A 24,510-nucleotide genomic window follows, 5' to 3' on the forward strand; every position below is an offset into this window, starting at 1 on the left:
TCAATTTGTGATTGCTACACCCCCTCGAATTCGCCTAATAGTTACTTTTCACAATCGGAGGTTGCAGACCGCTTCGATTATTCTGAGGCTGCTGTCGACGCCGACGACTGCACAAGCTTTTGAATATAGGCCGGAAAGTTGACTTTCCGACGGCGAAAGTCGTGATATATCTGCAGAGAAACGAACCGTGTTCAAGCACAGGCTTTGCACTGAAACAAGATCACAAAGGTATGCATAATGACTTCACCGTCATCTTCTCCGCGAATCGAACAAGAAGAACGCCTCGAGCGATCGGCACTGTTGCAAAGCAAGCTGAGCGAGCGCGGAATTGGCGGCCTTCTGCTCGGACCGACCGCGAGCTTGCGTTATTACACCGGGCTTGTCTGGCATATCAGTGAACGTTTTCTGGGTGCCCTCGTCACACCGTCGGAAGTTATTTATATCGTACCCGGCTTTGAACAGAGCCGCGTCGAAAGCCTACCGCACCTGCCGGGAGAAATCCGCGTATGGCAGGAGGAAGAAAGCAGCGCTGCGCTGATAGCGTCACTCATTCCGGAAGGTACCACACTTGCCGTAGATGATGCCGTCCCGCTGTTCGTCTACAACGCTCTCAAGCATGAAATCTCTCCTGAGCGTCTGCTCGACGGCGGAGAATTGATCCGAGAACAGCGCCTCCGCAAATCAACCAATGAAATCGCAATCATTCAGTACGCGATGGATCTGACGCTTGAAGTTCATCGCCGGGCGCATGCGTTGATCAAGCCTGGCATCACGGCAAGCGAAGTGGTGCGCTTCATTGATGAGCAGCACCGCGCACTTGGCGCTACCGGCGGGTCGACATTCTGCATCGTCTCTTTCGGTGCGGCGACCTCACTGCCGCATGGCGCAGATGGAGAGCAATTCTATCAGCCGGGCGACGCTATCCTTGTGGATACCGGGTGCCGCATCGATGGCTATCATTCGGATCTCACACGCACCTACATGCTGGACGAGCCTGGTGCAGAGTTTTCGCGCATATGGACAATCGAACGCGAAGCGCAACAAGCAGTTTTCGACACTGCGAAACTCGGCGCGGCTTGCTCAACACTCGATGAGGCCGCTCGCATTACACTTGTGAAACATGGATTGGGACCAGATTACGCGTTACCGGGCCTTCCGCATCGCGCCGGTCACGGCCTGGGTCTGGAGATTCACGAGGCCCCTTACATCGTCCGCGGTAATTCGCTCCCGCTCGCTGAAGGCATGTGCTTTTCCAACGAGCCTATGATTGTGGTTCCTGACAAGTTTGGCATTCGTCTGGAAGATCATATCCATATGACGGCAACCGGACCGAAATGGTTCACCCAACCGGCAAAGGGTCCAACCGAACCTTTCGCGTAAAGCCGCATTATTGCTATCGATTGCTGGATATTCCTGCCCAGCTTTCCGATTGCTTTTCGCCAACACCAATCAGATCAATGGCTCGGGCCGCGATCTGATTGGCCACTTCGTCGACCGACTGCGGTTTGAAATAGAAGGCCGGGACAGGTGGCATTACAATTGCACCCATTTCCGTCACCGTGCACATATTGCGCAAATGAACCAGATGCAGTGGTGTTTCCCTTGCGATCAGGATCAGCCTGCGCCGTTCCTTCAAATGAACATCGGCAGCACGGGTCAGGAGACTGTCGCTATGGCCTGTTGCGATCGCCGCGAGCGTGCGCATGGAGCATGGCGCAACGATCATACCCGCAGTTGCGACTGATCCGCTCGCGATCAGAGCACCTATATCGCTGACGGAATAACTTCTGTGCGCCAGCCGATGCAGAAGCGCATAACCGTCAGGACCCAACTCATGCCGCAACGTCTGTTGCGCGGCATCCGATACGACAATATGGGTTTCGACGTCGTTCAAAGAGGAAAGCTGCTCCAGCAGTTTGAGCGGAATAAGGGCGCCTGACGCGCCGGAAATACCGACAACGACCCGTTTCATTGCATTTTTCCCTTGTCTAATCCAAGCTCGTGCCACATCGCATCCACCCGTGCGATAACATCGTCACTCATACCCAACACCGTGCCCCATTCCCGTTCGGTTTCAGCACCAATCTTGTTGGTCGCATCAAGGCCCAGCTTTCCGCCCAAGCCCGAACGCGGCGATGCAAAATCGAGATAATCCACCGGCGTATCAGCAAGCGTAACGACGTCGCGACTCGCATCGAAACGGGTGGAAAGTGCCCACATCACATCATCCCAGTTGCGGACATTTATGTCCGGATCGACTGCGATTATAAGCTTCGTATAACTGAACTGCGGTAACATCGACCAAAGCCCCATCATGACCCGCCGCGCCTGACCGGGATAGCGCTTGTCGATCGAAACCACCATTGCACGATAAGAACATGCCGCCGGAGGGAGCCACAAATCTGCAATTTCCGGAAACTGTTTTCGCACTATCGGCACGAACAGCTCATTCATCACTTTGCCAAGTCTGGCTGGCTCGTCCGGTGGACGGCCGGTATAGGTGGAGAGATAAACCGGATTCTTCCGCATGGTCATCGCGGTCACTTGAATGACCGGGAAATCCTCGACGCTGTTATAGTAACCGGTGTGATCGCCATACGGGCCCTCTGGCGCGGTGACTGATGCGGAAACTCGCCCTTCAAGAATAATTTCAGCATTAGCCGGTACGGCTAATGGCACAGTACGCGCATCGACCACGGATAGTCTGCGCCCGGCAAGCAGTCCAGAGAAAGCAAGCTCGCTCATTCCTTCAGGCAAGGGCATGACGGCGGAAAGAATCGTCGCCGGATCGGCTCCGATAGCCACTGCAACGGGCATATCCTCGCCTCGCCTTTGCCACATACGGTGATGGCGTGCACCGCCACGATGAGCGAGCCAACGCATGATCAACTTGTCCGGACCAAGCTTCTGCATCCGATAAATGCCAACATTTATGTCCGGTGGATCATCCGGTGCCCGCGTTATGATCAGCGGCCATGTAACAAGCGGTGCGGGCTCTCCCGGCCAGCACCACTGGATCGGCAGTAAATCGAGATTGACATCTTCGCCTTCCAGTATCGTGGCCTGTACAGATGCGCGTCGCACGTGACGAAGACGCATATTCAACGTAGCTTTTGCCAGAGGCAGCTTGCTCCATACTTCGCCTGCCGAACGCGGCGGCGTTGGTGCCCGCAATTCCGCCAGCATATTGGCCAGGTCGGAAATTCCATCGACAGAAGAACATCCAAAGCCCAACGCAATCCGCCGTTCGGACCCAAAAAGATTGGCCACCAGAGGCATCGAATGATGACGACCATCGGCATCGACCGGTTGCTCAAAGAGCAACGCCGGACCATCCATCTCGAGGACACGTTTGTGGATCTCCGTTATCTCCTGAACAAGCGACACCGGACGCTTGATCCTGACAAGATCGTTACGGCGTTCAAGTTCCGACAAAAAGCTTTGCAGGCAGTCGTAGTGCAGCGGAGAAGAAGGAGGCGTTTTCATCCCCGACTTTTGAATATCGAATTCTTTCGCCGTCTTTGATCTGAATCAAACTGTCCGCTTATTGAATCGCATAATTCTAAAATCATCTTGTAAAGCTCATCGGAGCGGAGTGATGATGAAAATACCTCCGGCTGTGGCTGTCCCAGCCCGGCTTGTTCCGCCGTTTCTGATCGCCCCTTTTGTCTCGCGCATTTTCCTTCAGGTGATGCGCGCACATCCAGGTCTGTTCGAACGTCTCGGAGATTATGCGACGAAACGTTTCCGTTTTCACCCCTCCGATATACCATTCGCCTTCGTGATCGAGCCGGATAAACCGCGCATCACAATCTTGCGCGACGATGAAGTCACGGAAGTCGACGCAGGTATCGAAGGCCCGCTGGTTATGTTGCTCGCGCTTCTCGAAGGTAAGCTTGACGGGGATGCACTGTTCTTCTCCCGGGATATTACCGTGACGGGTGACATGGAGGCCATGCTGGCGCTTCGCAACGCACTGGATGACTGTAACATTGACCTTCCATCCGACCTCGGCACAAGTGTCGGACCGTTTGGCCCGGTGGTGCGTGGCATCGCAAATTACGTACGCAGCAAAGCCTTGGGCAAGGAATCTACCGGATGGAACTGATTTGTCCTGCAGGCACGCCGTCGGCCTTGCGCGAAGCGGTAGGCGCGGGAGCGGATGCTGTCTATTGTGGATTTCGCGACGAAACGAATGCGCGCAACTTTCCCGGCCTTAACTTCAATCGTGACGAACTGCGCGATGCGATCCAGTTCGCCCATGCTCGCAAAACACAGGTTTTTGTGGCCATCAACACGTTCATGCGCGCGGGCGACGAACAGATTTGGTATCAGGCTGTGGACGATGCCTCTGCCCTCGGCGCAGACGCGGTTATCCTCGCCGATTTCGGTTTAATGGCCTATACGGCCGAGAAACATCCCGCGCAGCGGCTTCATGTATCCGTACAAGCTTCCGCTTCCAATTCCGATGCAATTCAGTTTCTGGTCGATGCATTCAAGGCAAAGCGTGTCGTGTTGCCACGCGTTCTGACCATTGCAGATATCGCAAAACTTGGCCGCAAGATCGATTGCGAAATGGAAGTTTTCGTGTTCGGTGGCTTGTGCGTAATGGCAGAAGGACGATGTTCCCTCTCTTCTTATGCCACAGGCAGATCACCTAACATGAACGGCGTTTGTTCGCCGGCAAGCCATGTCCGCTACCGCCAGGACGGACAGGAACTCGTTTCCGAGCTCGGTGACTATACGATCAATCGTTTTCCAGTGGGCGAGCCCACCGGCTATCCGACACTCTGTAAAGGTCGCTTCAATATTGCAGATGAGCAAGGTTATGCATTCGAAGACCCGGTTTCGCTGGACGTCATGAACCATATAGATGAGTTACGGGCAGCGGGGGTCTCGGCACTCAAGATTGAAGGCCGCCAGCGTGGCAAGGCTTATGTTGGCGAGGTCGTCTCCACACTTCGCCAGACACTTGCGGCAAGCCCCGAAAGCCGCGCTGCCTTGCTGTCCCGCCTCCGTCTGCTGAGTGAAGGCCAGCAGACGACTTCAGGCGCATACGATAAACGCTGGAGATAGATATGTCAGCAGCTAGCCTCAGCCTCGGTCCCGTACTCTTTCTGTGGGATGGTCCAAAATGGCGGGATTTTTATTTCCGCATCGCCGATGAAGCTCCGGTCGACAATGTTACCGTAGGTGAAATCGTATGCTCCAAACGGTTCCACTTCCTGACACCTTATATGGACACTGTAATTGAGCGACTGCAGCGCGCAGGAAAAACAGTAAGCCTTGGCTCACTGGCACTTGTCATGCTTGAAAGGGAAGCCAAGCAGGTCCGTCAAACGATCAAGGAAGCTACGCTGCCGGTGGAAGCAAACGATCTATCGGCACTGGGGCTTTTGTCCGGCACGCCGCACACAATCGGTCCGCTGGTCAACGTTTACAACGCCGCAACCGCGAAAGTCCTTGCAGCACGCGGCGCGCAATCGATCTGCCTCCCGCCAGAACTACCGCTTAGCTCGATATGCGAGATCGTCAAAGCCGCACCTGATATTGCCTTTGAAATATTCACGTTCGGACGAGTGCCGCTAGCCATTTCAGCCCGTTGCGCGCATGCACGGTCCAAAGGACATATAAAGGACAATTGCCAGTTCGTCTGCGGCGAAGAACCGGACGGATTGCCGGTCAAAACACTGGACAGCCAACCTTTCCTGGCACTGAACGGCGTACAGACGCTCTCACATACCTGTCAGTCCCTACTGGAGGATTTGCCTGATCTGCAGGAAGCGGGAATCAGACGTTTCAGACTATCGCCGCAGGATTGCGATATGGTGGAAGTAGCCCATATCCATACCGAGGTGCTGAGCCGGCTTATTAGTCCCGACGAGGGGATAGCGCGCTTGCGCTCGGTCTATCCAGGCGTGCCGCTCTCGAATGGATTCCTGCACGGGAGTATCGGGGCGTCCTGGATTAGCCGTCAGCGTTCAATTGCTGCAAACTAGATACAGGCAGTTTCCACTGTCAGAAGACATAATCTAGAGCGCGTTCCGATCTGACTGAATCAGCTCGGCGCTCATAATATTGTTTTAACGCGTATCTTATCCGAAGACAGTTTCACACTTTTCGGGATGCGCTCGAGCTTTCGCCTTCGGCTATCGATCTCAGATGTCGGAGTTCGCGAACAAGCAATGATTGCCTGCCGCCTTCAACCCAGCCTTTGGCCTGCCACTGGCTGATGATACGCGATACCGTATGCAAGGTCGTCCCGGTCAATTCAGCAATATCCTGTCGCGAAACAGGAAAATCGATACGCACGCCGCCGCTTTCTTTTACCCCTGCTTCACCGACCAGCCTCAACACTGCATGAGCAACACGTGGTTCGACTTCCTGCGTCGAGATTTCCCTGATGCGGTTATGTGCTGCGTCCAGTCTACGCCCGATTATCTGCATCGTATTGACAGCAAGTGCTGGATTGCGCGCCATGAAATCAGTCATCATTTCCATCGGCCAGGCTAGCACCAAACTATCGACAGCGGCCAAAGGTGTACCCGGATAATCCTCGCGTCCCAGCGCCACCGCGAAGCCGAAAAGTTCTCCAGGATTGACAACCCGCACGATAATCTGTTGGCCATCCACTGTAACTTGCATGACTTTCAGCCGTCCGCGTAGCAATACATAGAAATGGCTTGCATCGTCACCTTGATTGAAGACGGCAGCTCCCTTGGACACCACACGCTGTGTAGACTGGCTAAGAAACTGGTCAAAACTCGCATCATCCATACCGGCAAAGACCGACAGGGAGCGGATATGTGTTTTATCAAGGGGGGTAGCCATCACATCCTCATTGCCACGCCGCCGACCGGCGGAAAAACTTGGCGTCAATATCAGCGGCGTCGCTGGCATCGCTACCAGACCAGACCCGGAATGAAAACACTAATCGCGCTTCCTGAAAGTGGATGCATCAATAACGAGCTTTTGCAAACGGGCGTAAAGGCTTCGGCGCGGTAACTGCAATAGAACGGCAGCAGCCCCCACGTCACCGTTGCACCGATCCAATGTCGCGCGAATAACGCTATCTTCAAAATGGTCAAGTTGCTCCGACAGTGAAAGCGGGCTGGGCTCGCTGATGGGCTCTTGCCCTAGTCCCAACACCATCTGCTTGGCATAATTGCGCAATTCCCGGACATTTCCTGACCATTCGTCTGAATTCAGCCGCGCTTCCATCGCGGCGTCGATAGCAGGCCGGGGCTGCCCGAACTGGGCTGCTGCTTCATCAAGAAAATAGGAAAAAAGCAAACCGATATCCTTGCGCCGCTCACGCAGCGGAGGAACCCGCAATCTAACTGTTTCAAGGCGATAAAGCAGATCGGAACGAAAACGACCGGCAGCCACGGCTTCTTCCAGATTACCTTTCGCAGCAGCGACGATTCTCAGATTAACTGCGCGCGGTTCTCCTGAAAGCGATGGCAGCTCACGCTCTTCGACAACCCGGAGAAGCTTGCCCTGAACGGATGGCGACATACTGTCTATCTCATCAAGAAACAGTGTGCCCCGATCGGCATCGACTATTCGCCCACGCTGGATACGGCTGCCGAACAGAACTTCGTCCGCGACGGCGTCGGGCAAAGCCGCACAATCGATGGCGACAAAACCGCGAGCGTGACGCGCACTCCAGCGATGCAGGAGACGGGCCACCAACTCCTTGCCTGTCCCGGTTTCACCTTCGATGAGCACATCGACATCGACGCTGGCAAGCTGGCGGATCGTGTCGCGTAACCGCATCATCACCGGGGTTTCACCAAGCAAGGGATAATCCTGCTCGGCCTCAGCCGCAGCCCGGCGAAGACGGCGGTTTTCCAGTACCAATCGGCGCATTTCCAGCGCACGACGCACACTTGATATCAGATGATCGGCGGCAAATGGTTTGGCGATGAAATCGAACGCTCCTTTTTTGAGCGATGCCACAGCCATTCCGATGTCACCATGCCCCGTCATCAAGATAACCGGCAGTTCCGGGTCACGCGCCAGCAATACTTCCATCATCGCATGTCCATCGACGCGCGGCATGCGGATATCAGTCACAACGATGCCCGGATAATCAGGCGTCAAACTGGTCAAAGCAGACTGACCGTCGCCATGCGTTTCGATATCGAGACCAGCGATCTCAAATGAATCGGCCAAAGCCGTTCGAAACGCAACATCGTCATCGACCAGCATAACCCGTAAAGGTTCACTCTCCGTCATGGCCGTTTCCTTTGTTTACCCGCTTCAAAGTGGCAGCAAAAGCTGCGCCGCCGAGCTGCGATGGAACGACACACAACGTTCCTTCCAGTTCGGCCATGAGGTCTCTTGCGATGCCGAGACCCAGACCGAGACCGTCCGCCTTTCCTGTTACAAAAGGGCTGAATATCTCATCGCCCAGTTGGGGATCAATGCCTGGCCCGTTGTCGTCGACGATAAGGGAAACCTGATCGCCTTCCTCGCGGACGGTAAATGAAACGCACGGATTGTTGCTGTTTGTCACCGCATCCAGAGCATTCTGCAGCAAATTCACCAGGACCTGCTCCGATCGAACACGGCATGCGAATATCACCACGTCGGACCGCCCCGGTATATCCAGTCGAACATTGGCATTACGAAACCGATCTCCCATAAGCAGCATCGTGCCATCCACCAACTCATTCAGTGGGAGCGGTCGGACAATACTACCGCGACGACGTGCAAATCGACGCATTTCCTGTGTGATCGAACCGATCCGTGCCGTCAGTTCCACAGATGTATTGAGATTATCGGCAACCCTGTCGAGCTTGCCATTCGCGAGATGATGTCGTGCGTTTTCGGCGAGTGTCCGAATGGTCGCGACCGGCTGGTTGATCTCGTGCACCAGCCCCGCAGTGATCGATCCAAGAGATGCGAGCCTGTTTGCCTGTGCCAGTTCCTCCCGCGCATCGCGGAATCGTTTGTCGGCCAGCTCGCGTTCCGTCATTTCTGCGCTCAACGCAGCCGTTCGTTCGTCAACTGCAGCCTCAAGTTCGGTGCGATAGGCCGCAGCACGCGCCGCACGACCCACTCGCCAATAAACTGAGCCGGCAATTACGACAAAAACGAGTATTGCCACCACCGCGATCAGGCGCGCGAGATCGTTTGCGGCACGTAGCGCTGGTGCAGTTGGTACCGTATGGACCAGTTTCAATGCTGTTTCAGCAATTGGTTCATCGACAGCGACTGAATATTGGCCGGAGGGCCCAATCATCATCCCATCTGTTACAAAGCGATAATTGCTCGGTTTCATATCCGCAGCATTGAACTGCCCGCTCTCTACGATCTTTGCACGTTCTGATGTTGAGATCGGCTGAAAGGAACGAAGGTCTTCAATCTTGTCTGTGGAGGCAAGTATGATCCCGCGAGGGTCGACGACGAAGGTTTGACCGGGATCGTTCGACCATGTCTGCACCAGCCTGTGGAACTCGAATTTGATGACGACCACACCAACCGGATAGGCCTGATCGCCAATGCGGCGTGCCAGGAAGAGGCCAAAGCGACCGCTCAAATCGCCCATGGCATAATATTCTGCCGAACCTGCCGCCATTGCGCCCTTGAAATAAGGACGGAAAGCGTAATTGCGGCCGACAAAGCTTTCCGGTGTATTGGCGTTCGATGACGCAATAACAGTACCGTCGCGAGCTATCACATAGATGATTGGCGACCCGACCTGACGCGCGAGAAGCTCCAGCTTCTGATTGAGACGTGCTGTCGCCTCTAGCGAACCGCCCGCGAGCACGTCACGCAGATCGCTATACTCCTTTAAAACGACAGGCAATAACCGGAACTTCGCCAATTCACTGTCGATGAGACGGGTCTGCTGGCGCGCTATAAGCGTCGCGTCCTGTCGGAGACCATCAAGCGCTCCGCTTTCAGCCCACAGCCGGGCGGAAAACCACACACCGATTGCCAGCAAGAAAACGAGGGCAACCAAAAAGAGTTTTGCAATTTTCGAGGGCATCATCATTTGTGCTGATTTATGCAAAGTCAATTGAAGAGTCACGCAGAATCTTGCACAAAATATACAAGAGAATGTGACGAAATTTGCCAAAATGACTTTTATTTCAACGGCTTGATATTTTTGCCCCGTCTCTCTGGCGATCAATGCTTCGCTACAGCATCTTAGCACCACTTCGAAAAGGGAGTTTCGAAGGGAGGAGCTTAGCCATGCAACATCGATATAGCCCCAGCATTGCAACCAACTCTGGGCCACACACAGAGATCGGCTCATTGCGTGCTCGAAGCTAAGCCGAAGTACGGCTGACATTATTCACCAGCGCCAACACAAGACTTTATCGCACAGGCCCAAGAGGGTGCGGAGAGCCGAGTTGATGGCAACGGAAAACACCCCGAAACCGTTTCCGCGATCCGGTTCCACACAAGGGGTGAAATTCAAAAAAATCGAGAGTTTGAAGGAGTAACCCATGGTCTCAATTGCAAGCGAACGGAGTGACGTGCGAGGCACCAACAGCCGCCTGAAGTCCATTATTGGCGGCTCGACCGGCAATCTGGTCGAATGGTTCGATTGGTATGTCTATGCAGCATTTGCGCTCTATTTTGCCCCGCACTTCTTCCCGTCGGAAAGCCAGACCGCGCAGCTCATGAGTGCCGCCGCAGTCTTTGCCGTTGGCTTCGTCATGCGCCCCATCGGCGCCTGGATCATGGGTGTTTATGCTGATCGCAAGGGTCGCAAGGCGGGTCTCGCTCTATCGGTAACACTGATGTGCGCGGGTTCGTTGATTATCGCGCTTACGCCGGATTACCAGACCATCGGGCTTGCAGCACCCGCTCTTCTCGTCCTTGCACGTTTGATGCAGGGCCTGTCCGTCGGCGGTGAATACGGTGCCAGTGCCACCTATCTATCCGAAATGGCAGGCAAAGACCGCCGCGGATTCTTCTCCTCCTTTCAGTATGTCACGCTGATTTCAGGGCAGCTTCTCGCAATCCTGCTTTTGATTGTACTCCAGTCGACCATGGAAACCCCGGCGTTGGAATCCTGGGGCTGGCGTATCCCGTTCTTCGTGGGCGCATTGCTTGCTGTTGTCGTGTTCTGGCTGCGTCGCGGTCTTGCGGAAACCGAAAGCTTCAAGAATGCAAAGGCCAATGATGCTCCGAAATCGGGCTTCTGGACGCTTATAAAGCATCATCCGAAGGAAACGGCTCTGGTCATGCTGTTGACCGCTGGCGGTACGCTCGCATTCTACGCCTATTCGATCTACATGCAGAAATTTCTGGTGAATACTTCCGGCTTCAGCCGCGAAGTGGCAAGCCAGATCAATGCCGTGACATTGTTCGTCTTCATGTGTCTGCAGCCAATTGCGGGCGCTTTGTCGGACAAGATCGGCCGTAAGCCATTGATGATTGCTTTTGGCGCGGCAGGTGTTCTTTTCACCTATCCGATCTTCACAACGCTGGAACAGACCCGCGACCCGATAACAGCCGGACTGCTGGTCATGGGTGCACTCATCATCGTCACCGGCTACACCTCAATCAACGCTGTGGTGAAGGCGGAGCTTTTCCCCGCTCATATTCGTGCACTCGGCGTGGCCCTGCCCTACGCGCTGGCCAACACTCTCTTCGGTGGTACTGCCGAATATGTGGCGCTGAGCTTCAAGAACGGCGGCTGGGAACGTGGCTTTTATTGGTACGTCACCGTCATGATCGGCGTTTCCCTGATCGTTTATCTGCGTATGCGGGATACCAGCAAGGACAGCATGATCAAGGAAGACTGACAAACTGCCTCCCAAGCAATGAAATGCCGGGTCCAAAGCCCGGCATTTTTTATTCCTCTCCCTGCATGGCCCGAAATCGCCCCGGGCTTTGGCCCATCCATTTATGAAATGCACGATAAAAGGCACTCGGTTCGCTGTAACCAAGTTCAGCAGCCACTTCCGCCACACTCAGCCTGTTTTCCTGCAAAAGCCTTTCGGCAATCACGAAACGTAGCTCGTCCTTGATCGTGCCAAAACTCTGCCCCTCCCCGCGCAGCCTGCGCCGCAAGGTTGGTGCGGACATGCCCAGTCCGCCTGCAATTTCTTCAAATGACGGCCAGTCCGTGATTGGCAAGGCATTCAATTGCGCACGTACCCTTGCGGAAAGATCATTATCGTGACGATAGCGGATCAGAATATTGGCGGGAGCTTCGCGCAGAAAACTTTCGAGCGCCACATCACTGCGAATGATCGGCAGCGATAAATAAGACGAGGAGAAAACCAGCTTGGTCACCGGTTGGTCAAATAGCACCGGCGCGCCGAAGAACTTATGATAATCCTGACGGTGAACCGGAGCGGGGCAAGCAAAGTCGAGTGTGCGCAACGGAATACGCCGCCCGATCAGCCAGCAGGCAACACCCATCAGGATCAGCCAGTAAGCACGATAGGCAAAGGCAGGTCGCGGAGCCCCGGCATCGGTCAGAACGACATGGGCCATGCCATCGCGGATCCGCAATTCACCGTGCGGATCGTCCAACACCACATTGAGAAACTGCAAGGCACGCCGCAAAGCGCGTTCCAGCGTACCCGCATGCAGCACTGCATGACAAAGCAGATTGAAGCTGCCCGGGCGCATCGGCCTTGCTGCAAGTCCGAAGAATTCGTCGTCAATCGTTTCGGCGATCAGCCACCATAAACGACCATATTCAATATTCGTGACGGGCTCCGTCACTGCTCCCGGCAGGCCAATCTTCGCCATCAGAGGAGCCGTATCTATCCCCCGGATACGAACGCTTTCGAGCGCATCCTCGACAAAGCCCGGCGCTATGTTATGGCGTTCCATGATTTCTCTATATTGCAAAATCGATCACGCATTAATGCATCTAATGTCATTGTTTGCAATGCATGACAGGTTAACCTTTAAGCATGGTTGGCCACGAGGAGGTGGCGGTCTGGGAGGTTATACTGGATGACTGGAACGTCCGTTTCAGCGCAACTGGCACGTTATGGTGATGCCGTTGCGCAATTTCGCATCGAAGATGCCATTGCAAAGCTTCACGGCAATCCTGAAACCGGCATCAATGCGTGTGTTGAATGCTGCGACCGGCATATGGGCGACAATCGCATTGCCCTGCGCGCCATTGCAGCCAATGGCGCACTTTCCGAATTCACCTTCGAGAACCTGCGCGATATGGCCGCTCGCGTCGGCAATGTACTGAAAGATGCAGGTGTCGGCGCTGGCGACGTAGTCGCAGGCCTTTTGCCGCGCACGCCGGAACTCATTGCAACCATTCTCGGCGCATGGCGTATCGGCGCTATTTATCAGCCGCTTTTCACCGCCTTTGGCCCGAAAGCAATCGAACATCGCCTGAAGACAAGCGGCGCCAAACTGGTCGTCACCAACACGGCCAATCGCGCCAAGCTGGCTGAGGTTGAAGACTGTCCCAAAGTCGCAATCGTGCTGGCGTCCGATGAAAGCCTGCCTGCCGGTGACGTCGATTTTCGCGCGACGACCGCTTCCGCTTCGGTCGATTGTACGCCAGTGCTTGGCAAGGGTAGCGATCTGTTCATGATGATGTCGACTTCCGGCACCGCTGGCCTGCCCAAAGGCGTGCCGGTTCCACTTTATGCGCTGATGGCATTCGGCGCCTATATGCGTGAAGCCATCGGTCTGCGTTCTGACGATATTTTCTGGAACATCGCCGATCCGGGCTGGGCCTATGGCCTTTATTATGCCGTGACGGGTCCGTTGCAGCTTGGCATGGCAACCACGCTTTACGAAGGTGGTTTCACAGCGGAAAGCACCTACGACATCATCGAGCGTCTTGGTGTCACCAGCCTCGCCGGTTCGCCGACCGCGTTTCGTCTGCTTATGGCAGAAGGGCCGGAAGCTGCGAAACGCGTCAAAGGTCGCCTGCGTGTGGTGTCCAGTGCCGGAGAACCGCTTAACCCGGAAGTCATTCGCTGGTTCGACGCATATCTTGGTGCACCGATCTATGATCATTACGGCCAGACCGAACTCGGCATGGTCGTGAATAATCATCATGGTCTTGAACACCCCATCCGACACGGTTCAGCCGGTTACGCAATGCCGGGTTATCGGGTCGCCGTTCTGGATGAACAAAGCAATGAGCTTGGTCCTAACCAGCCCGGCGTTCTCGCTGTCGATATAGCGAAATCGCCGCTTCTCTGGTTTTCCGGCTACTACAAACAGGAAACGCCAGCCATTGCGGACGGCTACTATCGCACCGGTGATACGGTGGAATTCGAGCCGGACGGTTCGATCAGCTTCATCGGTCGCGCTGATGACGTTATAACATCCTCCGGCTATCGCATCGGACCATTCGATATCGAAAGCGCCCTTCTTGAACATGCAGCCGTGAATGAAGCGGCGGTTGTCGGCGTACCGGACCCGCAGCGAACGGAAATTGTGAAGGCATTCGTTATCCTTGCGCCCGGTTTCGAAGGTACGCAGGAACTGAAGGATGAGTTGGCGTTGCATGTGAAGAAGCGCCTCTCCGCCCATGCCTATCCGCGTGAAATTGACTTCCTGAGCGAACTTCCCAAGACGCCAAGCGGAAAAATCCAGCGTTTCCTGCTGCGCAAAGCGGAAATCGACAAACAGCAACAGACGAAGGCCTGAGGACAAGAAAATGCAGATTAAGGATCGGGTATTTCTGATCACCGGCGCAAGCTCCGGCCTCGGGGCAGCGGTCGCAAAAATGGCCGTCGATGCCGGTGGCAAAGTCGTGCTTCTCGATGTGAATGCGGAAGCTGGTGAAGCACAGGCTGAGGCACTTGGCACGGCCGCAAAATTTCACCGTACCGACGTCACCAGCGATGCGGACGGCAAGGCTGCCATCGCGGCCGCACTGGAGGCTTTCGGGCGCATTGATGTACTCGTCAATTGTGCCGGTGTGGCACCGGGCGAAAAGGTTCTCGGTCGCGACGGTGCGCACAAGCTGGAAAGTTTCACACGTGCGATCTCGATCAATCTGATCGGCACCTTCAATATGCTGCGCCTTGCTGCCGAAGCCATGGCAAAGAACGAACCCGGCGAAGGTGGAGAACGCGGCGTCATTATCAATACGGCGTCCGTTGCAGCCTTTGACGGCCAGATCGGGCAGGCTGCCTACTCCGCTTCCAAGGGCGGCGTTGCTGCCATGACCTTACCAGTGGCGCGCGAACTGGCGCGTCACGGCATCCGCGTCATGACGATCGCGCCCGGAATTTTCGCCACGCCGATGATGGCCGGCATGCCGCAGGAAGTGCAGGATGCCCTCGGCGCCTCCGTACCGTTCCCTCCCCGCCTCGGGCATCCTGCTGAATATGCAGCCCTTGCCCGCCACATCGTGGAAAACCAGATGCTCAACGGTGAAGTCATCCGTCTGGATGGCGCACTGCGCATGGCAGCAAAGTAACGAGGAACAATCATGTCCAACAGCGATCCTATTGTCATCGTCGGTGCTTCCCGTACTCCCATGGGTGGTTTTCAGGGCGACTTCGCCAACGCCCAGGCAACTGACCTCGGTGCAGCCGCCATTCGCGGCGCACTTGCAGGGGCAGGCCTTGCGCCGGAAGCAGTCGAGGATGTCTATATGGGCTGCGTCCTGCCTGCCGGTCAGGGACAGGCTCCGGCACGCCAGGCTTCAATAAAAGCGGGATTGCCGGTTTCCACCGGCGCAACAACAGTCAACAAGATGTGCGGCTCCGGCATGAAGGCAACCATGCTCGCGCATGATCTACTGCTAGCAGGCTCTGCCGATGTGATCATATCGGGCGGCATGGAGAGCATGACCAATTCGCCCTATCTGCTGCCCAAGGCACGTAGCGGATATCGGATGGGACATGGCCAGATTCTGGACCATATGTTCCTTGATGGGCTTGAGGATGCTTACGACAAAGGTCGCCTGATGGGCACCTTCGCCGAAGACTGCACGGAGGCTTATCAGTTCACCCGTGAAGCTCAAGATGAGTTCGCCATAGCCTCGCTCACACGTGCGCAAAATGCCATCAAGAATGGTCTTTTCGCAGCCGAGATTACGCCCGTTACCGTGAAAGCTGGGCGCAACGAGATCGAAATCTCTATCGATGAACAACCCGGCAAGGCAAAACTTGACAAGATTCCAACCCTTCGCCCGGCATTTCGTGACGGCGGTACCGTGACGGCCGCCAACTCCTCCTCAATTTCGGATGGCGCGGCAGCCCTCGTTCTCATGCGCGCCTCCGAAGCAGAAAAGCGTGGGCTCACCCCGCGTGCGGTTCTGGTCGGCCATGCGACCCATGCTGATAAGCCAAACCTTTACCCCACCGCCCCTATCGGTGCCATAAACAAACTTTCTACGAAAATCGGCTGGAACTTGAAGGATGTCGATCTCTTCGAAATCAATGAGGCTTTTGCAGTCGTTACCATGGCTGCGATGCGCGATCTCGACCTGCCGCACGACAAAGTCAATATTCACGGTGGTGCCTGCGCCCTCGGCCATCCTATCGGCGCATCGGGTGCACGCATTCTCGTCACTCTGCTTTCAGCCCTTGAAACCCACGGCCTGAAGCGCGGCGTGGCTGGTATCTGTCTTGGTGGTGGTGAAGCAACTGCCGTCGGTATAGAGAGGATCATCTGATGCTCTTGACCGACACCCAGGCGCAGATCCGCGACGCCGCCCGACAGTTTGCACAGGAGCAGCTTGCGCCGGGTGCCGCAGGACGCGACAGGGAACACGCTTTCCCGCGCACAGAACTTTCTGAGATGGGTGAGCTTGGCTTTCTCGGAATGCTGGTGCCGGAAGAATGGGGTGGTTCCGATCTCGGCACAGTTGCCTACGCGCTGGCACTGGAAGAGATCGCCGCCGGCGATGGTGCCTGTTCAACCATTGTTTCCGTCCATTCATCCGTCGGTTGCGTTCCGATCCTGCGTTTTGGCACCGAAGAACAGAAACAGCGATTTCTACCCAAGATGGCTTCCGGCGAATGGATCGGCGGATTCGCATTGACCGAACCGCAGGCAGGTTCCGACGCTTCCGCGCTCAAAACCCGCGCACGTCGCGACGGGGATCATTATGTGATCGACGGCTCCAAGCAGTTCATCACATCGGGTAAGAATGGCAGCGTGGTGATCGTGTTTGCCGTTACCGATCCATCGGCGGGCAAGAAGGGCATTTCGGCTTTCATCGTACCGACCGACACTCCGGGCTACGAGGTCGTTTCCGTGGAACACAAGCTCGGTCAGCATTCGTCGGACACATGTGCGCTCGCCTTTACGAACATGCGCATTCCAGCGGAAAACCGACTGGGCGAAGAAGGTCAAGGCTACAGGATCGCGCTTGCCAACCTGGAAGGCGGGCGTATCGGCATTGCTGCACAATCAGTCGGCATGGCGCGCGCGGCATTCGAAGCGGCGTCTGGTTACGCCAAAGAGCGCATAACATTTGGCAAGCCGATCATCGAACATCAGGCGGTCGCTTTCAGGCTCGCCGACATGGCCACGAAGATTGAAACGGCCCGTCAGATGGTGCTTTATGCAGCCGCGCTACGCGAAGCTGGTAAGCCCTGCCTGACAGAAGCCTCAATGGCCAAACTCGTCGCGTCCGAAATGGCCGAACAGGTCTGTTCGGCTGCAATCCAGATTCATGGCGGCTATGGCTATCTGGCAGATTATCCGGTTGAACGCATTTATCGCGATGTTCGTGTCTGCCAGATTTATGAAGGCACCAGTGACGTGCAGCGTCTCGTTATTGCGCGAGGATTATAACGACTAGCCACGATAGTGTTTGCAAGTCACGGCAAAAATCGGCCAAAAGATTGCGCGTCGTTACAAAATGTAACCGCGCGCATAATGTGAGGCCAAATGACTGTCCGCCCGATCGTAAACTATCCGGATAAGCGACTGCGTATTGTAGCAGAGCCAGTCACCCTGTTCGATGGTGCCTTGCAGGAGCTTGGCAGCGATCTTCTCGATACGATGCGTGCGGCACCCGGCATCGGGATCACCGCGCCACATATCGCCATATCAAGACGTCTAGTGGTTCTCGAGCTGCCTACGGAAACAGGTCCGAAGTTTTATGTGAACCCGGAGATCCTCTGGGCGTCCGACGATAAAATCCATCATCAGGAAGGCAGCGTGTCCATGCCGGGTGTTGTCGACGAAGTCGAGCGCCACGCCCGCATCAAAATTCGCTATCAGGATTTGAACGGCAACGAGCAAACCGAGGAATCGGAAGGTTTGCTCGCCGTTTGCCATCAGCATGAAATAGACCAGCTTAACGGTATTTTCTGGATTCAACGCCTTACGCGATTGCGCCGGGACCGCCTCATCAAACGCTATGAGAAATCGCAGCGCCGGACATAACCGCGCTGCGAAGTTAGCTTAATAGAGCAGGCGGGCACGGATAGTTCCAGGAATTTCGCGTATGGCCTGTAGTACAGTTTCGCTGGCCTCGCCTACACCATCGGCTTCCATAACAAGATAACCCACCTCGCCATCGGTCTGCAAAAACTGGCTGGCGATGTTGATGTTATGCGTCGAGAAAACATTGACGAGGCTGTTGAGAATGCCGGGGCGATTTTCATGCACATGCATGAAACGTGTGCCCGTCGGACGCGGTGGCAACTGCACTTGCGGGAAATTGACGGCCCCTAGCGTGGAGCCAACGTCGGAATATTCGACCAGCTTTCTGGTGACTTCCGTACCTATACGTTCCTGTGCCTCTTCCGTTGACCCGCCGATATGTGGCGTAAGAATAACATTCTCCAGCCCCTGAATCGGTGAGACGAACCTATCGTTATTGGAAGCAGGTTCAACCGGGAATACGTCAATGGCAGCACCTGCAAGATGACCTTCCTGCAATACCTTTGCCAAGGCCTCCAGATCAACGACCGTGCCACGTGCATTGTTGATGAGGAAGGCACCCTTCTTCATCTTGCGCAGTTTTGCTTCGGTAATAAGCTTCGAAGTCGACTTGTTGGACGGCACGTGCAGGCTGACGACGTCCGAAATCTTGAGCAACTCATCAAGGCTCGCTGCCGGTTTGACATTGCCATATTGCAGTTTATCGGAAGTGTCGAAATAACGCACGGTCATGCCAAGGCTCTCGGCAAGATTACCGACCTGCGAACCGATATTACCATAACCGATGATACCAAGCGTCTTGCCGCGCACTTCGCGGCTACCCGTTGCCGTCTTGTCCCAGCCCCCTGAATGTGCGGAGACCGATCGAGAGAATATCCGGCGCATCAACATGATGATCTCACCGATTACCAGTTCAGCAACAGAGCGCGTGTTCGAAAATGGTGCATTGAAAACGGGAATACCGCGCTTGCGTGCGGCTTTCAATTCAACCTGGTTGGTCCCGACCGAGAAGCAACCGACTGCGATCAAACGGTTTGCCGCGGCAAAAATCTCTTCGGTCAGTTGCGTTCGGGAACGAATGCCGACGATATGCGCAGAAGAAATCGCCTCGATCAGATCGGCTTTATCCAGCGCCTTCGGCAAATGCGTGACATTGGTGTAACCGCAGGCTTTGAAGTAATCGACCGCAGTTTGATTGATGCCTTCCAGTAGAAGAACATTGATGCGGTCGCGTGCGAAAGAGAGACGTTCGGTCATTTTGGGGATTTCCAGGCTGTAACAGCGAATAGTCGGTTTACGACATGAATGAACGCACAGCCGTCGTCAACAGGATGAACTGAAAGAATTCAATCTGACGACAAATTCACGAAGAAAGTGAACGGAGTGGCGTCTTCTGGAACGCTGGACGAGCCGCATCTGACTGACATGGCTAATAACGCTAGTCCGTATTTGACTCACCTGCCAACTGGGCCAATGATGTCTTGTGCAATAGCAACTGGAGGGAATGCTCCCTATGAGCGAAACAATCACCCTTGATACGCATGAAGCCATTCGGGACTGGGTGGCTGCCCGCAACGGAAATCCAGCATTTATAAGCACGTCTATAGACCCCAACGCGGCGCCGGTCTTGCGAATTGTTTTTGAACCCGAGTTCGTCGCCGATGTCGAACGGCCATTGGATGCTGGCGGCCTTGAAGTTGTTGAATGGGAAGACTGGTTTCGCGTGTTCGACCAAGAAAAGCTGGTCATGCTCGTAGCGCATTCGAAGCCGGGGAAACTTGATAATTTCCACCAGATACTCAAAGCCTGACGACTATCCGGGAACGGCAGCGCCCCGTTTCTTTTCGAACCGGCAGTGAAGCATTGGAAAAGCTGGATTGACGAAATGGCCATCAGACGGACCGACTTTGAGGCGGCCCGTCTGTTTCAATATTCAGCTTTTCAGTTTCTTGCCAACGGTTTCCACGACCAGCGCCAGCGAAATGGCCCCCGCGTCTGGATGACCGATACTCTTTTCGGCCAGTGGCCTTGCGCGACCGAGTTTTGGCGCAAGCGGTGCTGTCGCTTCGGCTGCTGACCTGGCTATCTCTGCGGCTTCATTCCATGCGTCGACCAGCCGCTTGCCGCTAGCAAATGCGCTTTCCAGCGTTTCCACGAAAGGTACAAAAGCATCGACCAGTGTCTTGTCGCCGGGTTTCGCGCGACCGAGGGTCATCACCGCATCAAGCGCGCGTCTGCCCCCCAGAACAACGGCACTATCATCGATTGGGCCATTGTCAGAAAATTCAGTGCTCCACGAACGCAACAAAAGTCCCCATAGCGCTCCGGATGTCCCTCCGGCACGATCTGCCCAGGCATCACCCGCAACAGCCAGCACACTTGCTGTCCCGGCTCCGGCCTCGACTGCCTGGTCGGCAGCATCCTTCGCAGCGGCGGAGCCACGTCGCATACCCTGCCCGTGATCCCCGTCGCCCGCAAAGGCATCAATACGGCCAAGTTCTTCCTCGGCCTCGACCAGCACGTCAGCAACAGCGTGCAGAATGCCTTGAATACACACACCACCAGCGCGCCCAGCTTCATCCGCCTGAGCAAAATCGGGTGCGACATCCTCATCGGCGACAACCTCAGTCGCAGGCACGGCGGCAATGGCTTCCCCTCGACGCAGAACCGGCGTATCGCAAGCAGCCGTCCAGTAATGCTCCAACTCGTCATCAAGCCATAGAAGGGTCAGCGAACAACCTTGCATGTCGAGGCTGGTAACAAATTCACCCGCTTCCGGCGCCACAACATCAAGACCGGACTTTTCCAGAAGCGACGCAATCGCCGTCCACAGGACAAACAGTTCTTCATATTTGGTCGCACCAAGGCCGTTCAGAATAACGCCAACCCTTTGAATTCCTTTTGGGCGCTCTACCAGAAGCTTTTCCACCAACAAGCTCGCCAAACCGGAAGCAGGCAGGATTGCTTCTTCCTTGATCCCCGGTTCGCCGTGAATGCCGAGACCGAGCGCCATCTGGCCTTCCGGTACAGTAAAGAGTGGGTGCGGTGCGCCAGGCAGCGTGCAGCCTTTAAAAGCAACACCGAAGGACACGGTGTTCGCGTTGGCGTGACGTGATAGTCGTTCAACCTCGTCCAGTGACAAACCGGCTTCGGCAGCCGCGCCCGCAATCTTGAACACAACCAGATCGCCCGCAATTCCGCGCCGCTTCTCATGCATTTCCGCCGGAGCACTGGCTACGTCATCGGTTACGGGCACGATACGAACGTCAATGCCCTCGGCACGCAGACGTTCGGCGGCAACGCCGAAATTGAGGACATCCCCGGCGTAATTGCCGAAGCCCAGCAGGATACCGCCGCCCTTGTGGGCCTGTCGGCAGACACGCGCCACTGCGGCCGTGGACGGCGAAGCAAATACGTCACCTGCAACAGCGGCATCCGCGAAGCCCGGCCCCACATATCCGGCAAATGCCGGGTAGTGACCAGAGCCGCCTCCGACGACCACAGCTACCTTGCCTTGAGGCACCTTGGTGGAGCGAACAACTCCGCCGCGAACGTGGCGAACATAGCGGTTATAAATACTGGCAAACCCGGCGAGAGCGGTCGAGGCAAACTCCTCCGGCGCATCGAAAATCGTCGTCATTGAAACAGTCCTTGGTCTGGGTCATTAGCCGCGTGGCAGGATGCGGCGCAGATAGTCACGATTTGTAGCCGAAACGGAAAGCCCATCGCCACCATAATGTTCGCATAAAAACGGGCTGGCGAAACCGTGATCCAGCGCCATGCGGATAGCTGCACGATAATTGATAATCCCGCTTTCAAGCGGAGCTGGATGCGTGATTATCACACCGGAGGCCGGGTCTTCTGTACGGGTGTAGTTCTTCACGTGCCAGAATTTTGCGTAAGGCGCCACCTTCTCCATCATCTTCTGCCAATGCTCGACCGGACGGTGCAGACGAATGAGATTGCCCAGATCAGCGTTGATACCAACATTGTCGAGCCCCACATCCTCCACAAAACGGACGGAGCTTTCCGCAGTGCCGAGATAAGTGTCCTCATACATTTCAAGCGACAGCTCTATGCCGAGCTCCTCCGCATGACGACCGAGTTCACGAATTCGTTCAACGGCCTTGTTCCAGACAGCCGGATCGTCCGGGTTCTTCGCCCCATCAACTGTCCAGAACCACAAAGCTTGTTTCTGCGCATCTGTCAGAGGTTCAAAAAGCCCGAAGGAAACAGAGCCTGCACCGATTTCCTTTGCCGTGTCGATGACCCTGTGCCCATAGGCCAGATACTCGTCGCCGTGTTGTGCGTCGATCACGCTGCGTCGGGAGGTCGAAATTGCTGGAATCGTAAAGCCAAGAGACTTGACCACCGCCATAAATTCACCGCGACGGGCAGGTGACAAATCAGCCACTCGCAACCAACTGTCAGTCGGGTCAAGTTCTGTAAAGCCTGCATCCGCAACATCGGCCAAGGTGCGCGCCCAATCTTCCGCTGGCTGATCCTGTATCGAGCTGCCATCCGGCAGCATATTGGGATACTGAATCATCGCTGCTGCGATAGGCCAGGTTTCGCGCGTCCATTTGGAAGTCGTCTTTTTCAACTTGCTTTCCAGTTCTTTTGCTTGATCCATCGACATCAGGCGGCATTGCCATTGCCAGAGGAAATTTCGGGCTTCCGACTGCGCAGCTTGCCAATGACCCAGAAGACGGCGGGTGAAACAAGTAGGAAGACGCCGAGGGTCATCAGCGAAGCAACCAGGCCATTCGACCAGAATATTGAAAGCTCACCGCCAGACATCATCATCGATTGACGGAATGCGTCCTCTGCCTTGTCTCCGAGAACCATAGCGAGAACCAACGGCGCTAGCGGATAATCAAGTTTCTTGAAGATGTAGCCGAGCACGCCGAATGCGATCACCAGCCAGACGTCGGTTATCGAATTGGCGACCTGATAAGCCCCGGAAAATATAACCGCTACGATGATCGGGCCGATAATCGAGAACGGCACACGCAGGATCGACGCGTAAAGCGGCACGGTTGCAATCACCAGTATAACGGCGACAATGTTGCCGAGATACATGGAAGCAATCAGGCCCCAGACGAAATCCGGACGATCCGTGAACAATGTGGGGCCGGGAGTGAGGCCCCAGATCATCAGGCCACCCATCATCACGGCGGCGGTTGCCGAACCTGGTACGCCAAGCGCCAGCATAGGAAGCAGCGCGGATGTACCGGCAGAATGGTCGGCAGTTTCCGGCGCCACGATACCGCGCGGGTCGCCCTTACCGAATTTGGATTTATCGCGGGCGGAGCGACGAGCCACGCCGTAGCTCATAAAGGATGCAGCGGTTGGCCCCGCAGGCGTTATCCCCATCCAGATCCCGATAAGCGTGGAGCGGGCGAGTGTAAACCAATAGCGCGGCATTTCCAGTAGCGTGCGACCAATTTCACCGAGACGCACACGCGCCTTGATACCGTCGAACCGAAGTCCCTCCTCCGTCGTCAGCAGCAATTCGCCGATCCCGAACAGGCCCATGACAGCAATCAGAAAGGAGATACCCTTGATAAGTTCAGGTATGTCGAACGTCAGGCGTAAATTGCCGGAGATCGTATCCATACCCACCGAAGCAAAGGCAAAGCCGATCATCATCGAAACAAGTGTCTTGAACGGCGATTGAGCGCCCATGGATATGAAGCTGGCAAAAGCCAGAAAATAAACGGCGAAATATTCCGGTGATGAGAACCGCAGGGCGAAATTGGCGACCCAGCTCGAGAGCAGAGTAATCATCACAACACCGGCCAGTGCGCCAATGCCGGCCGAAACGAAAGCAAGTGTCAGGGCGCGGCTCGCATGTCCAGCCTTCGCCATTGGGTATCCATCGAAGGTTGTGGCAACAGATGAGGGCTCACCCGGAATATTGAACAGAATGGACGTCGTCGATCCACCGAACAATGCCCCCCAGTACATGCACGACAACAAAATAATCGCGGAGATCGGGTCCATCGTAAATGTCAGTGGCAGAAGCAGGGAAACACCGTTGGGTGCACCCAATCCCGGCAGGACACCAACCAGAATTCCAAGCGTCACACCCAGCATCATCAGCAGAACATGATTGAAGCTGAGTATGTGAGCGAAGCCATCCATCAGGAGACTGAAGTTTTCCATGTCTTTCCTCCAAAGACATCGGAC

General features: G+C 55.5%; 21 protein-coding genes. 11 read left to right on the forward strand and 10 right to left on the reverse strand.

The window, feature by feature from the left end:
- Positions 1–237: 237 nt before the first annotated feature.
- Positions 238–1,380, forward strand: coding sequence for a M24 family metallopeptidase (locus FIB18_RS20965; RefSeq protein WP_140022558.1), 1,143 nt, complete (start codon positions 238–240; stop codon positions 1,378–1,380).
- 13 nt (positions 1,381–1,393) lie between these two features.
- Here the strand turns inward: FIB18_RS20965 and FIB18_RS20970 are convergent, their stop codons facing one another.
- Together FIB18_RS20970 and FIB18_RS20975 are read right to left on the reverse strand one after the other, a co-directional pair.
- Positions 1,394–1,972 carry a UbiX family flavin prenyltransferase gene (locus tag FIB18_RS20970; protein WP_140022559.1) on the reverse strand — a complete coding sequence of 193 codons (579 nt, stop codon included), beginning with the start codon at positions 1,970–1,972 and terminating at the stop codon, positions 1,394–1,396.
- A complete protein-coding gene (locus tag FIB18_RS20975) occupies positions 1,969–3,486 on the reverse strand; it encodes a UbiD family decarboxylase (protein WP_140022560.1) in 1,518 nt (505 codons plus the stop codon). Before FIB18_RS20975 ends, FIB18_RS20970 begins: the two co-directional genes overlap by 4 nt.
- Positions 3,487–3,598: 112 nt before the next feature.
- On the opposite strand from FIB18_RS20975, the gene ubiT reads away from it, so the two are divergent.
- Genes ubiT through FIB18_RS20990 form a run of 3 tightly spaced genes read left to right on the forward strand, consistent with a single transcriptional unit; the run spans position 3,599 to position 5,999 of the window.
- Positions 3,599–4,108, forward strand: coding sequence for a ubiquinone anaerobic biosynthesis accessory factor UbiT (gene ubiT, locus FIB18_RS20980; protein ID WP_140022561.1), 510 nt, complete (start codon positions 3,599–3,601; stop codon positions 4,106–4,108).
- Complete coding sequence (gene ubiU, locus FIB18_RS20985; RefSeq protein WP_140022562.1) at positions 4,099–5,076, forward strand: ubiquinone anaerobic biosynthesis protein UbiU; 978 nt, start codon at positions 4,099–4,101, stop codon at positions 5,074–5,076. Before ubiT ends, ubiU begins: the two co-directional genes overlap by 10 nt.
- A 2-nt stretch (positions 5,077–5,078) precedes the next feature.
- Positions 5,079–5,999: a U32 family peptidase gene (locus tag FIB18_RS20990; protein ID WP_140022563.1), complete on the forward strand. Its 921-nt coding sequence runs from the start codon at positions 5,079–5,081 to the stop codon at positions 5,997–5,999.
- 112 nt (positions 6,000–6,111) lie between these two features.
- Here FIB18_RS20990 and FIB18_RS20995 read toward each other — a convergent pair whose 3' ends face one another.
- The 3 genes from FIB18_RS20995 to FIB18_RS21005 all read right to left on the reverse strand — a co-directional run bounded on the left by FIB18_RS20995 (position 6,112) and on the right by FIB18_RS21005 (position 10,006).
- Entirely contained in the window at positions 6,112–6,831 is a 720-nt protein-coding gene (locus FIB18_RS20995; RefSeq protein WP_140022564.1) for a Crp/Fnr family transcriptional regulator, read from the reverse strand.
- 99 nt (positions 6,832–6,930) lie between these two features.
- Entirely contained in the window at positions 6,931–8,241 is a 1,311-nt protein-coding gene (locus FIB18_RS21000) for a sigma-54-dependent transcriptional regulator (protein ID WP_140022565.1), read from the reverse strand.
- The gene (locus FIB18_RS21005; RefSeq protein ID WP_140022566.1) at positions 8,228–10,006 is read right to left on the reverse strand and encodes a sensor histidine kinase; all 1,779 of its coding nucleotides are present in this window, start codon (positions 10,004–10,006) and stop codon (positions 8,228–8,230) included. Before FIB18_RS21005 ends, FIB18_RS21000 begins: the two co-directional genes overlap by 14 nt.
- A gap of 457 nt (positions 10,007–10,463) precedes the next feature.
- On the opposite strand from FIB18_RS21005, the gene FIB18_RS21010 reads away from it, so the two are divergent.
- On the forward strand, positions 10,464–11,771 hold the full coding sequence (locus tag FIB18_RS21010; protein ID WP_140022567.1) for an MFS transporter: 1,308 nt from the start codon (positions 10,464–10,466) through the stop codon (positions 11,769–11,771).
- Between the two features lie 49 nt (positions 11,772–11,820).
- On the opposite strand, the gene FIB18_RS21015 is transcribed toward FIB18_RS21010, so the two are convergent.
- Positions 11,821–12,813, reverse strand: coding sequence for an AraC family transcriptional regulator (locus FIB18_RS21015; RefSeq protein ID WP_140022568.1), 993 nt, complete (start codon positions 12,811–12,813; stop codon positions 11,821–11,823).
- Positions 12,814–12,939: 126 nt separating this feature from the next.
- On the opposite strand from FIB18_RS21015, the gene FIB18_RS21020 reads away from it, so the two are divergent.
- The 5 genes from FIB18_RS21020 (at position 12,940) to FIB18_RS21040 (ending at position 18,318) form a co-directional block, all read left to right on the forward strand.
- Positions 12,940–14,613, forward strand: coding sequence for an acyl-CoA synthetase (locus FIB18_RS21020; protein ID WP_140022569.1), 1,674 nt, complete (start codon positions 12,940–12,942; stop codon positions 14,611–14,613).
- 10 nt (positions 14,614–14,623) lie between these two features.
- Positions 14,624–15,391, forward strand: coding sequence for a 3-hydroxyacyl-CoA dehydrogenase (locus tag FIB18_RS21025; RefSeq protein WP_140022570.1), 768 nt, complete (start codon positions 14,624–14,626; stop codon positions 15,389–15,391).
- Positions 15,392–15,403: 12 nt separating this feature from the next.
- Positions 15,404–16,594 carry an acetyl-CoA C-acyltransferase gene (locus tag FIB18_RS21030; protein ID WP_140022571.1) on the forward strand — a complete coding sequence of 397 codons (1,191 nt, stop codon included), beginning with the start codon at positions 15,404–15,406 and terminating at the stop codon, positions 16,592–16,594.
- On the forward strand, positions 16,594–17,721 hold the full coding sequence (locus FIB18_RS21035) for an acyl-CoA dehydrogenase family protein (protein ID WP_140022572.1): 1,128 nt from the start codon (positions 16,594–16,596) through the stop codon (positions 17,719–17,721). The genes FIB18_RS21030 and FIB18_RS21035 overlap by 1 nt, the downstream gene beginning before the upstream one ends.
- 96 nt (positions 17,722–17,817) lie before the next feature.
- Positions 17,818–18,318 carry a peptide deformylase gene (locus FIB18_RS21040; protein WP_140022573.1) on the forward strand — a complete coding sequence of 167 codons (501 nt, stop codon included), beginning with the start codon at positions 17,818–17,820 and terminating at the stop codon, positions 18,316–18,318.
- A gap of 18 nt (positions 18,319–18,336) precedes the next feature.
- On the opposite strand, the gene serA is transcribed toward FIB18_RS21040, so the two are convergent.
- Entirely contained in the window at positions 18,337–19,575 is a 1,239-nt protein-coding gene (gene serA / locus FIB18_RS21045) for a phosphoglycerate dehydrogenase (protein WP_105544703.1), read from the reverse strand.
- 256 nt (positions 19,576–19,831) lie between these two features.
- Between serA and FIB18_RS21050 the strand changes: the two genes are divergently transcribed.
- On the forward strand, positions 19,832–20,128 hold the full coding sequence (locus FIB18_RS21050) for a hypothetical protein (protein ID WP_140022574.1): 297 nt from the start codon (positions 19,832–19,834) through the stop codon (positions 20,126–20,128).
- A 123-nt stretch (positions 20,129–20,251) separates the two neighbouring features.
- Here FIB18_RS21050 and FIB18_RS21055 read toward each other — a convergent pair whose 3' ends face one another.
- The 3 genes from FIB18_RS21055 to FIB18_RS21065 are packed head-to-tail and all read right to left on the reverse strand — an operon-like array spanning position 20,252 to position 24,486.
- On the reverse strand, positions 20,252–21,958 hold the full coding sequence (locus FIB18_RS21055) for a dihydroxyacetone kinase family protein (protein ID WP_140022575.1): 1,707 nt from the start codon (positions 21,956–21,958) through the stop codon (positions 20,252–20,254).
- 24 nt (positions 21,959–21,982) lie between these two features.
- The gene (locus tag FIB18_RS21060) at positions 21,983–22,957 is read right to left on the reverse strand and encodes a sugar phosphate isomerase/epimerase family protein (RefSeq protein ID WP_168436786.1); all 975 of its coding nucleotides are present in this window, start codon (positions 22,955–22,957) and stop codon (positions 21,983–21,985) included.
- A complete protein-coding gene (locus FIB18_RS21065) occupies positions 22,957–24,486 on the reverse strand; it encodes a tripartite tricarboxylate transporter permease (protein ID WP_140022576.1) in 1,530 nt (509 codons plus the stop codon). Before FIB18_RS21065 ends, FIB18_RS21060 begins: the two co-directional genes overlap by 1 nt.
- Positions 24,487–24,510: the final 24 nt, after the last annotated feature.

The organism is Brucella pecoris, assembly GCF_006376675.1.
Classification (GTDB): Bacteria; Pseudomonadota; Alphaproteobacteria; order Rhizobiales; family Rhizobiaceae; genus Brucella; species Brucella pecoris.

Coding starts and splice junctions, on each gene's coding strand:
- serA (WP_105544703.1), bottom strand. CDS start 19,575: ATGACCGAACGTCTCTCTTTCGCACGCGACCGCATCAATGTTCTTCTA.
- FIB18_RS21020 (WP_140022569.1), top strand. CDS start 12,940: ATGACTGGAACGTCCGTTTCAGCGCAACTGGCACGTTATGGTGATGCC.
- FIB18_RS21015 (WP_140022568.1), bottom strand. CDS start 12,813: ATGGAACGCCATAACATAGCGCCGGGCTTTGTCGAGGATGCGCTCGAA.
- FIB18_RS21025 (WP_140022570.1), top strand. CDS start 14,624: ATGCAGATTAAGGATCGGGTATTTCTGATCACCGGCGCAAGCTCCGGC.
- ubiT (WP_140022561.1), top strand. CDS start 3,599: ATGATGAAAATACCTCCGGCTGTGGCTGTCCCAGCCCGGCTTGTTCCG.
- FIB18_RS21005 (WP_140022566.1), bottom strand. CDS start 10,006: ATGATGATGCCCTCGAAAATTGCAAAACTCTTTTTGGTTGCCCTCGTT.
- FIB18_RS21055 (WP_140022575.1), bottom strand. CDS start 21,958: ATGACGACGATTTTCGATGCGCCGGAGGAGTTTGCCTCGACCGCTCTC.
- FIB18_RS21035 (WP_140022572.1), top strand. CDS start 16,594: ATGCTCTTGACCGACACCCAGGCGCAGATCCGCGACGCCGCCCGACAG.
- ubiU (WP_140022562.1), top strand. CDS start 4,099: ATGGAACTGATTTGTCCTGCAGGCACGCCGTCGGCCTTGCGCGAAGCG.
- FIB18_RS20995 (WP_140022564.1), bottom strand. CDS start 6,831: ATGGCTACCCCCCTTGATAAAACACATATCCGCTCCCTGTCGGTCTTT.
- FIB18_RS21010 (WP_140022567.1), top strand. CDS start 10,464: ATGGTCTCAATTGCAAGCGAACGGAGTGACGTGCGAGGCACCAACAGC.
- FIB18_RS20975 (WP_140022560.1), bottom strand. CDS start 3,486: ATGAAAACGCCTCCTTCTTCTCCGCTGCACTACGACTGCCTGCAAAGC.
- FIB18_RS21030 (WP_140022571.1), top strand. CDS start 15,404: ATGTCCAACAGCGATCCTATTGTCATCGTCGGTGCTTCCCGTACTCCC.
- FIB18_RS21050 (WP_140022574.1), top strand. CDS start 19,832: ATGAGCGAAACAATCACCCTTGATACGCATGAAGCCATTCGGGACTGG.
- FIB18_RS20965 (WP_140022558.1), top strand. CDS start 238: ATGACTTCACCGTCATCTTCTCCGCGAATCGAACAAGAAGAACGCCTC.
- FIB18_RS21040 (WP_140022573.1), top strand. CDS start 17,818: ATGACTGTCCGCCCGATCGTAAACTATCCGGATAAGCGACTGCGTATT.
- FIB18_RS20970 (WP_140022559.1), bottom strand. CDS start 1,972: ATGAAACGGGTCGTTGTCGGTATTTCCGGCGCGTCAGGCGCCCTTATT.
- FIB18_RS20990 (WP_140022563.1), top strand. CDS start 5,079: ATGTCAGCAGCTAGCCTCAGCCTCGGTCCCGTACTCTTTCTGTGGGAT.
- FIB18_RS21060 (WP_168436786.1), bottom strand. CDS start 22,957: ATGTCGATGGATCAAGCAAAAGAACTGGAAAGCAAGTTGAAAAAGACG.
- FIB18_RS21000 (WP_140022565.1), bottom strand. CDS start 8,241: ATGACGGAGAGTGAACCTTTACGGGTTATGCTGGTCGATGACGATGTT.
- FIB18_RS21065 (WP_140022576.1), bottom strand. CDS start 24,486: ATGGAAAACTTCAGTCTCCTGATGGATGGCTTCGCTCACATACTCAGC.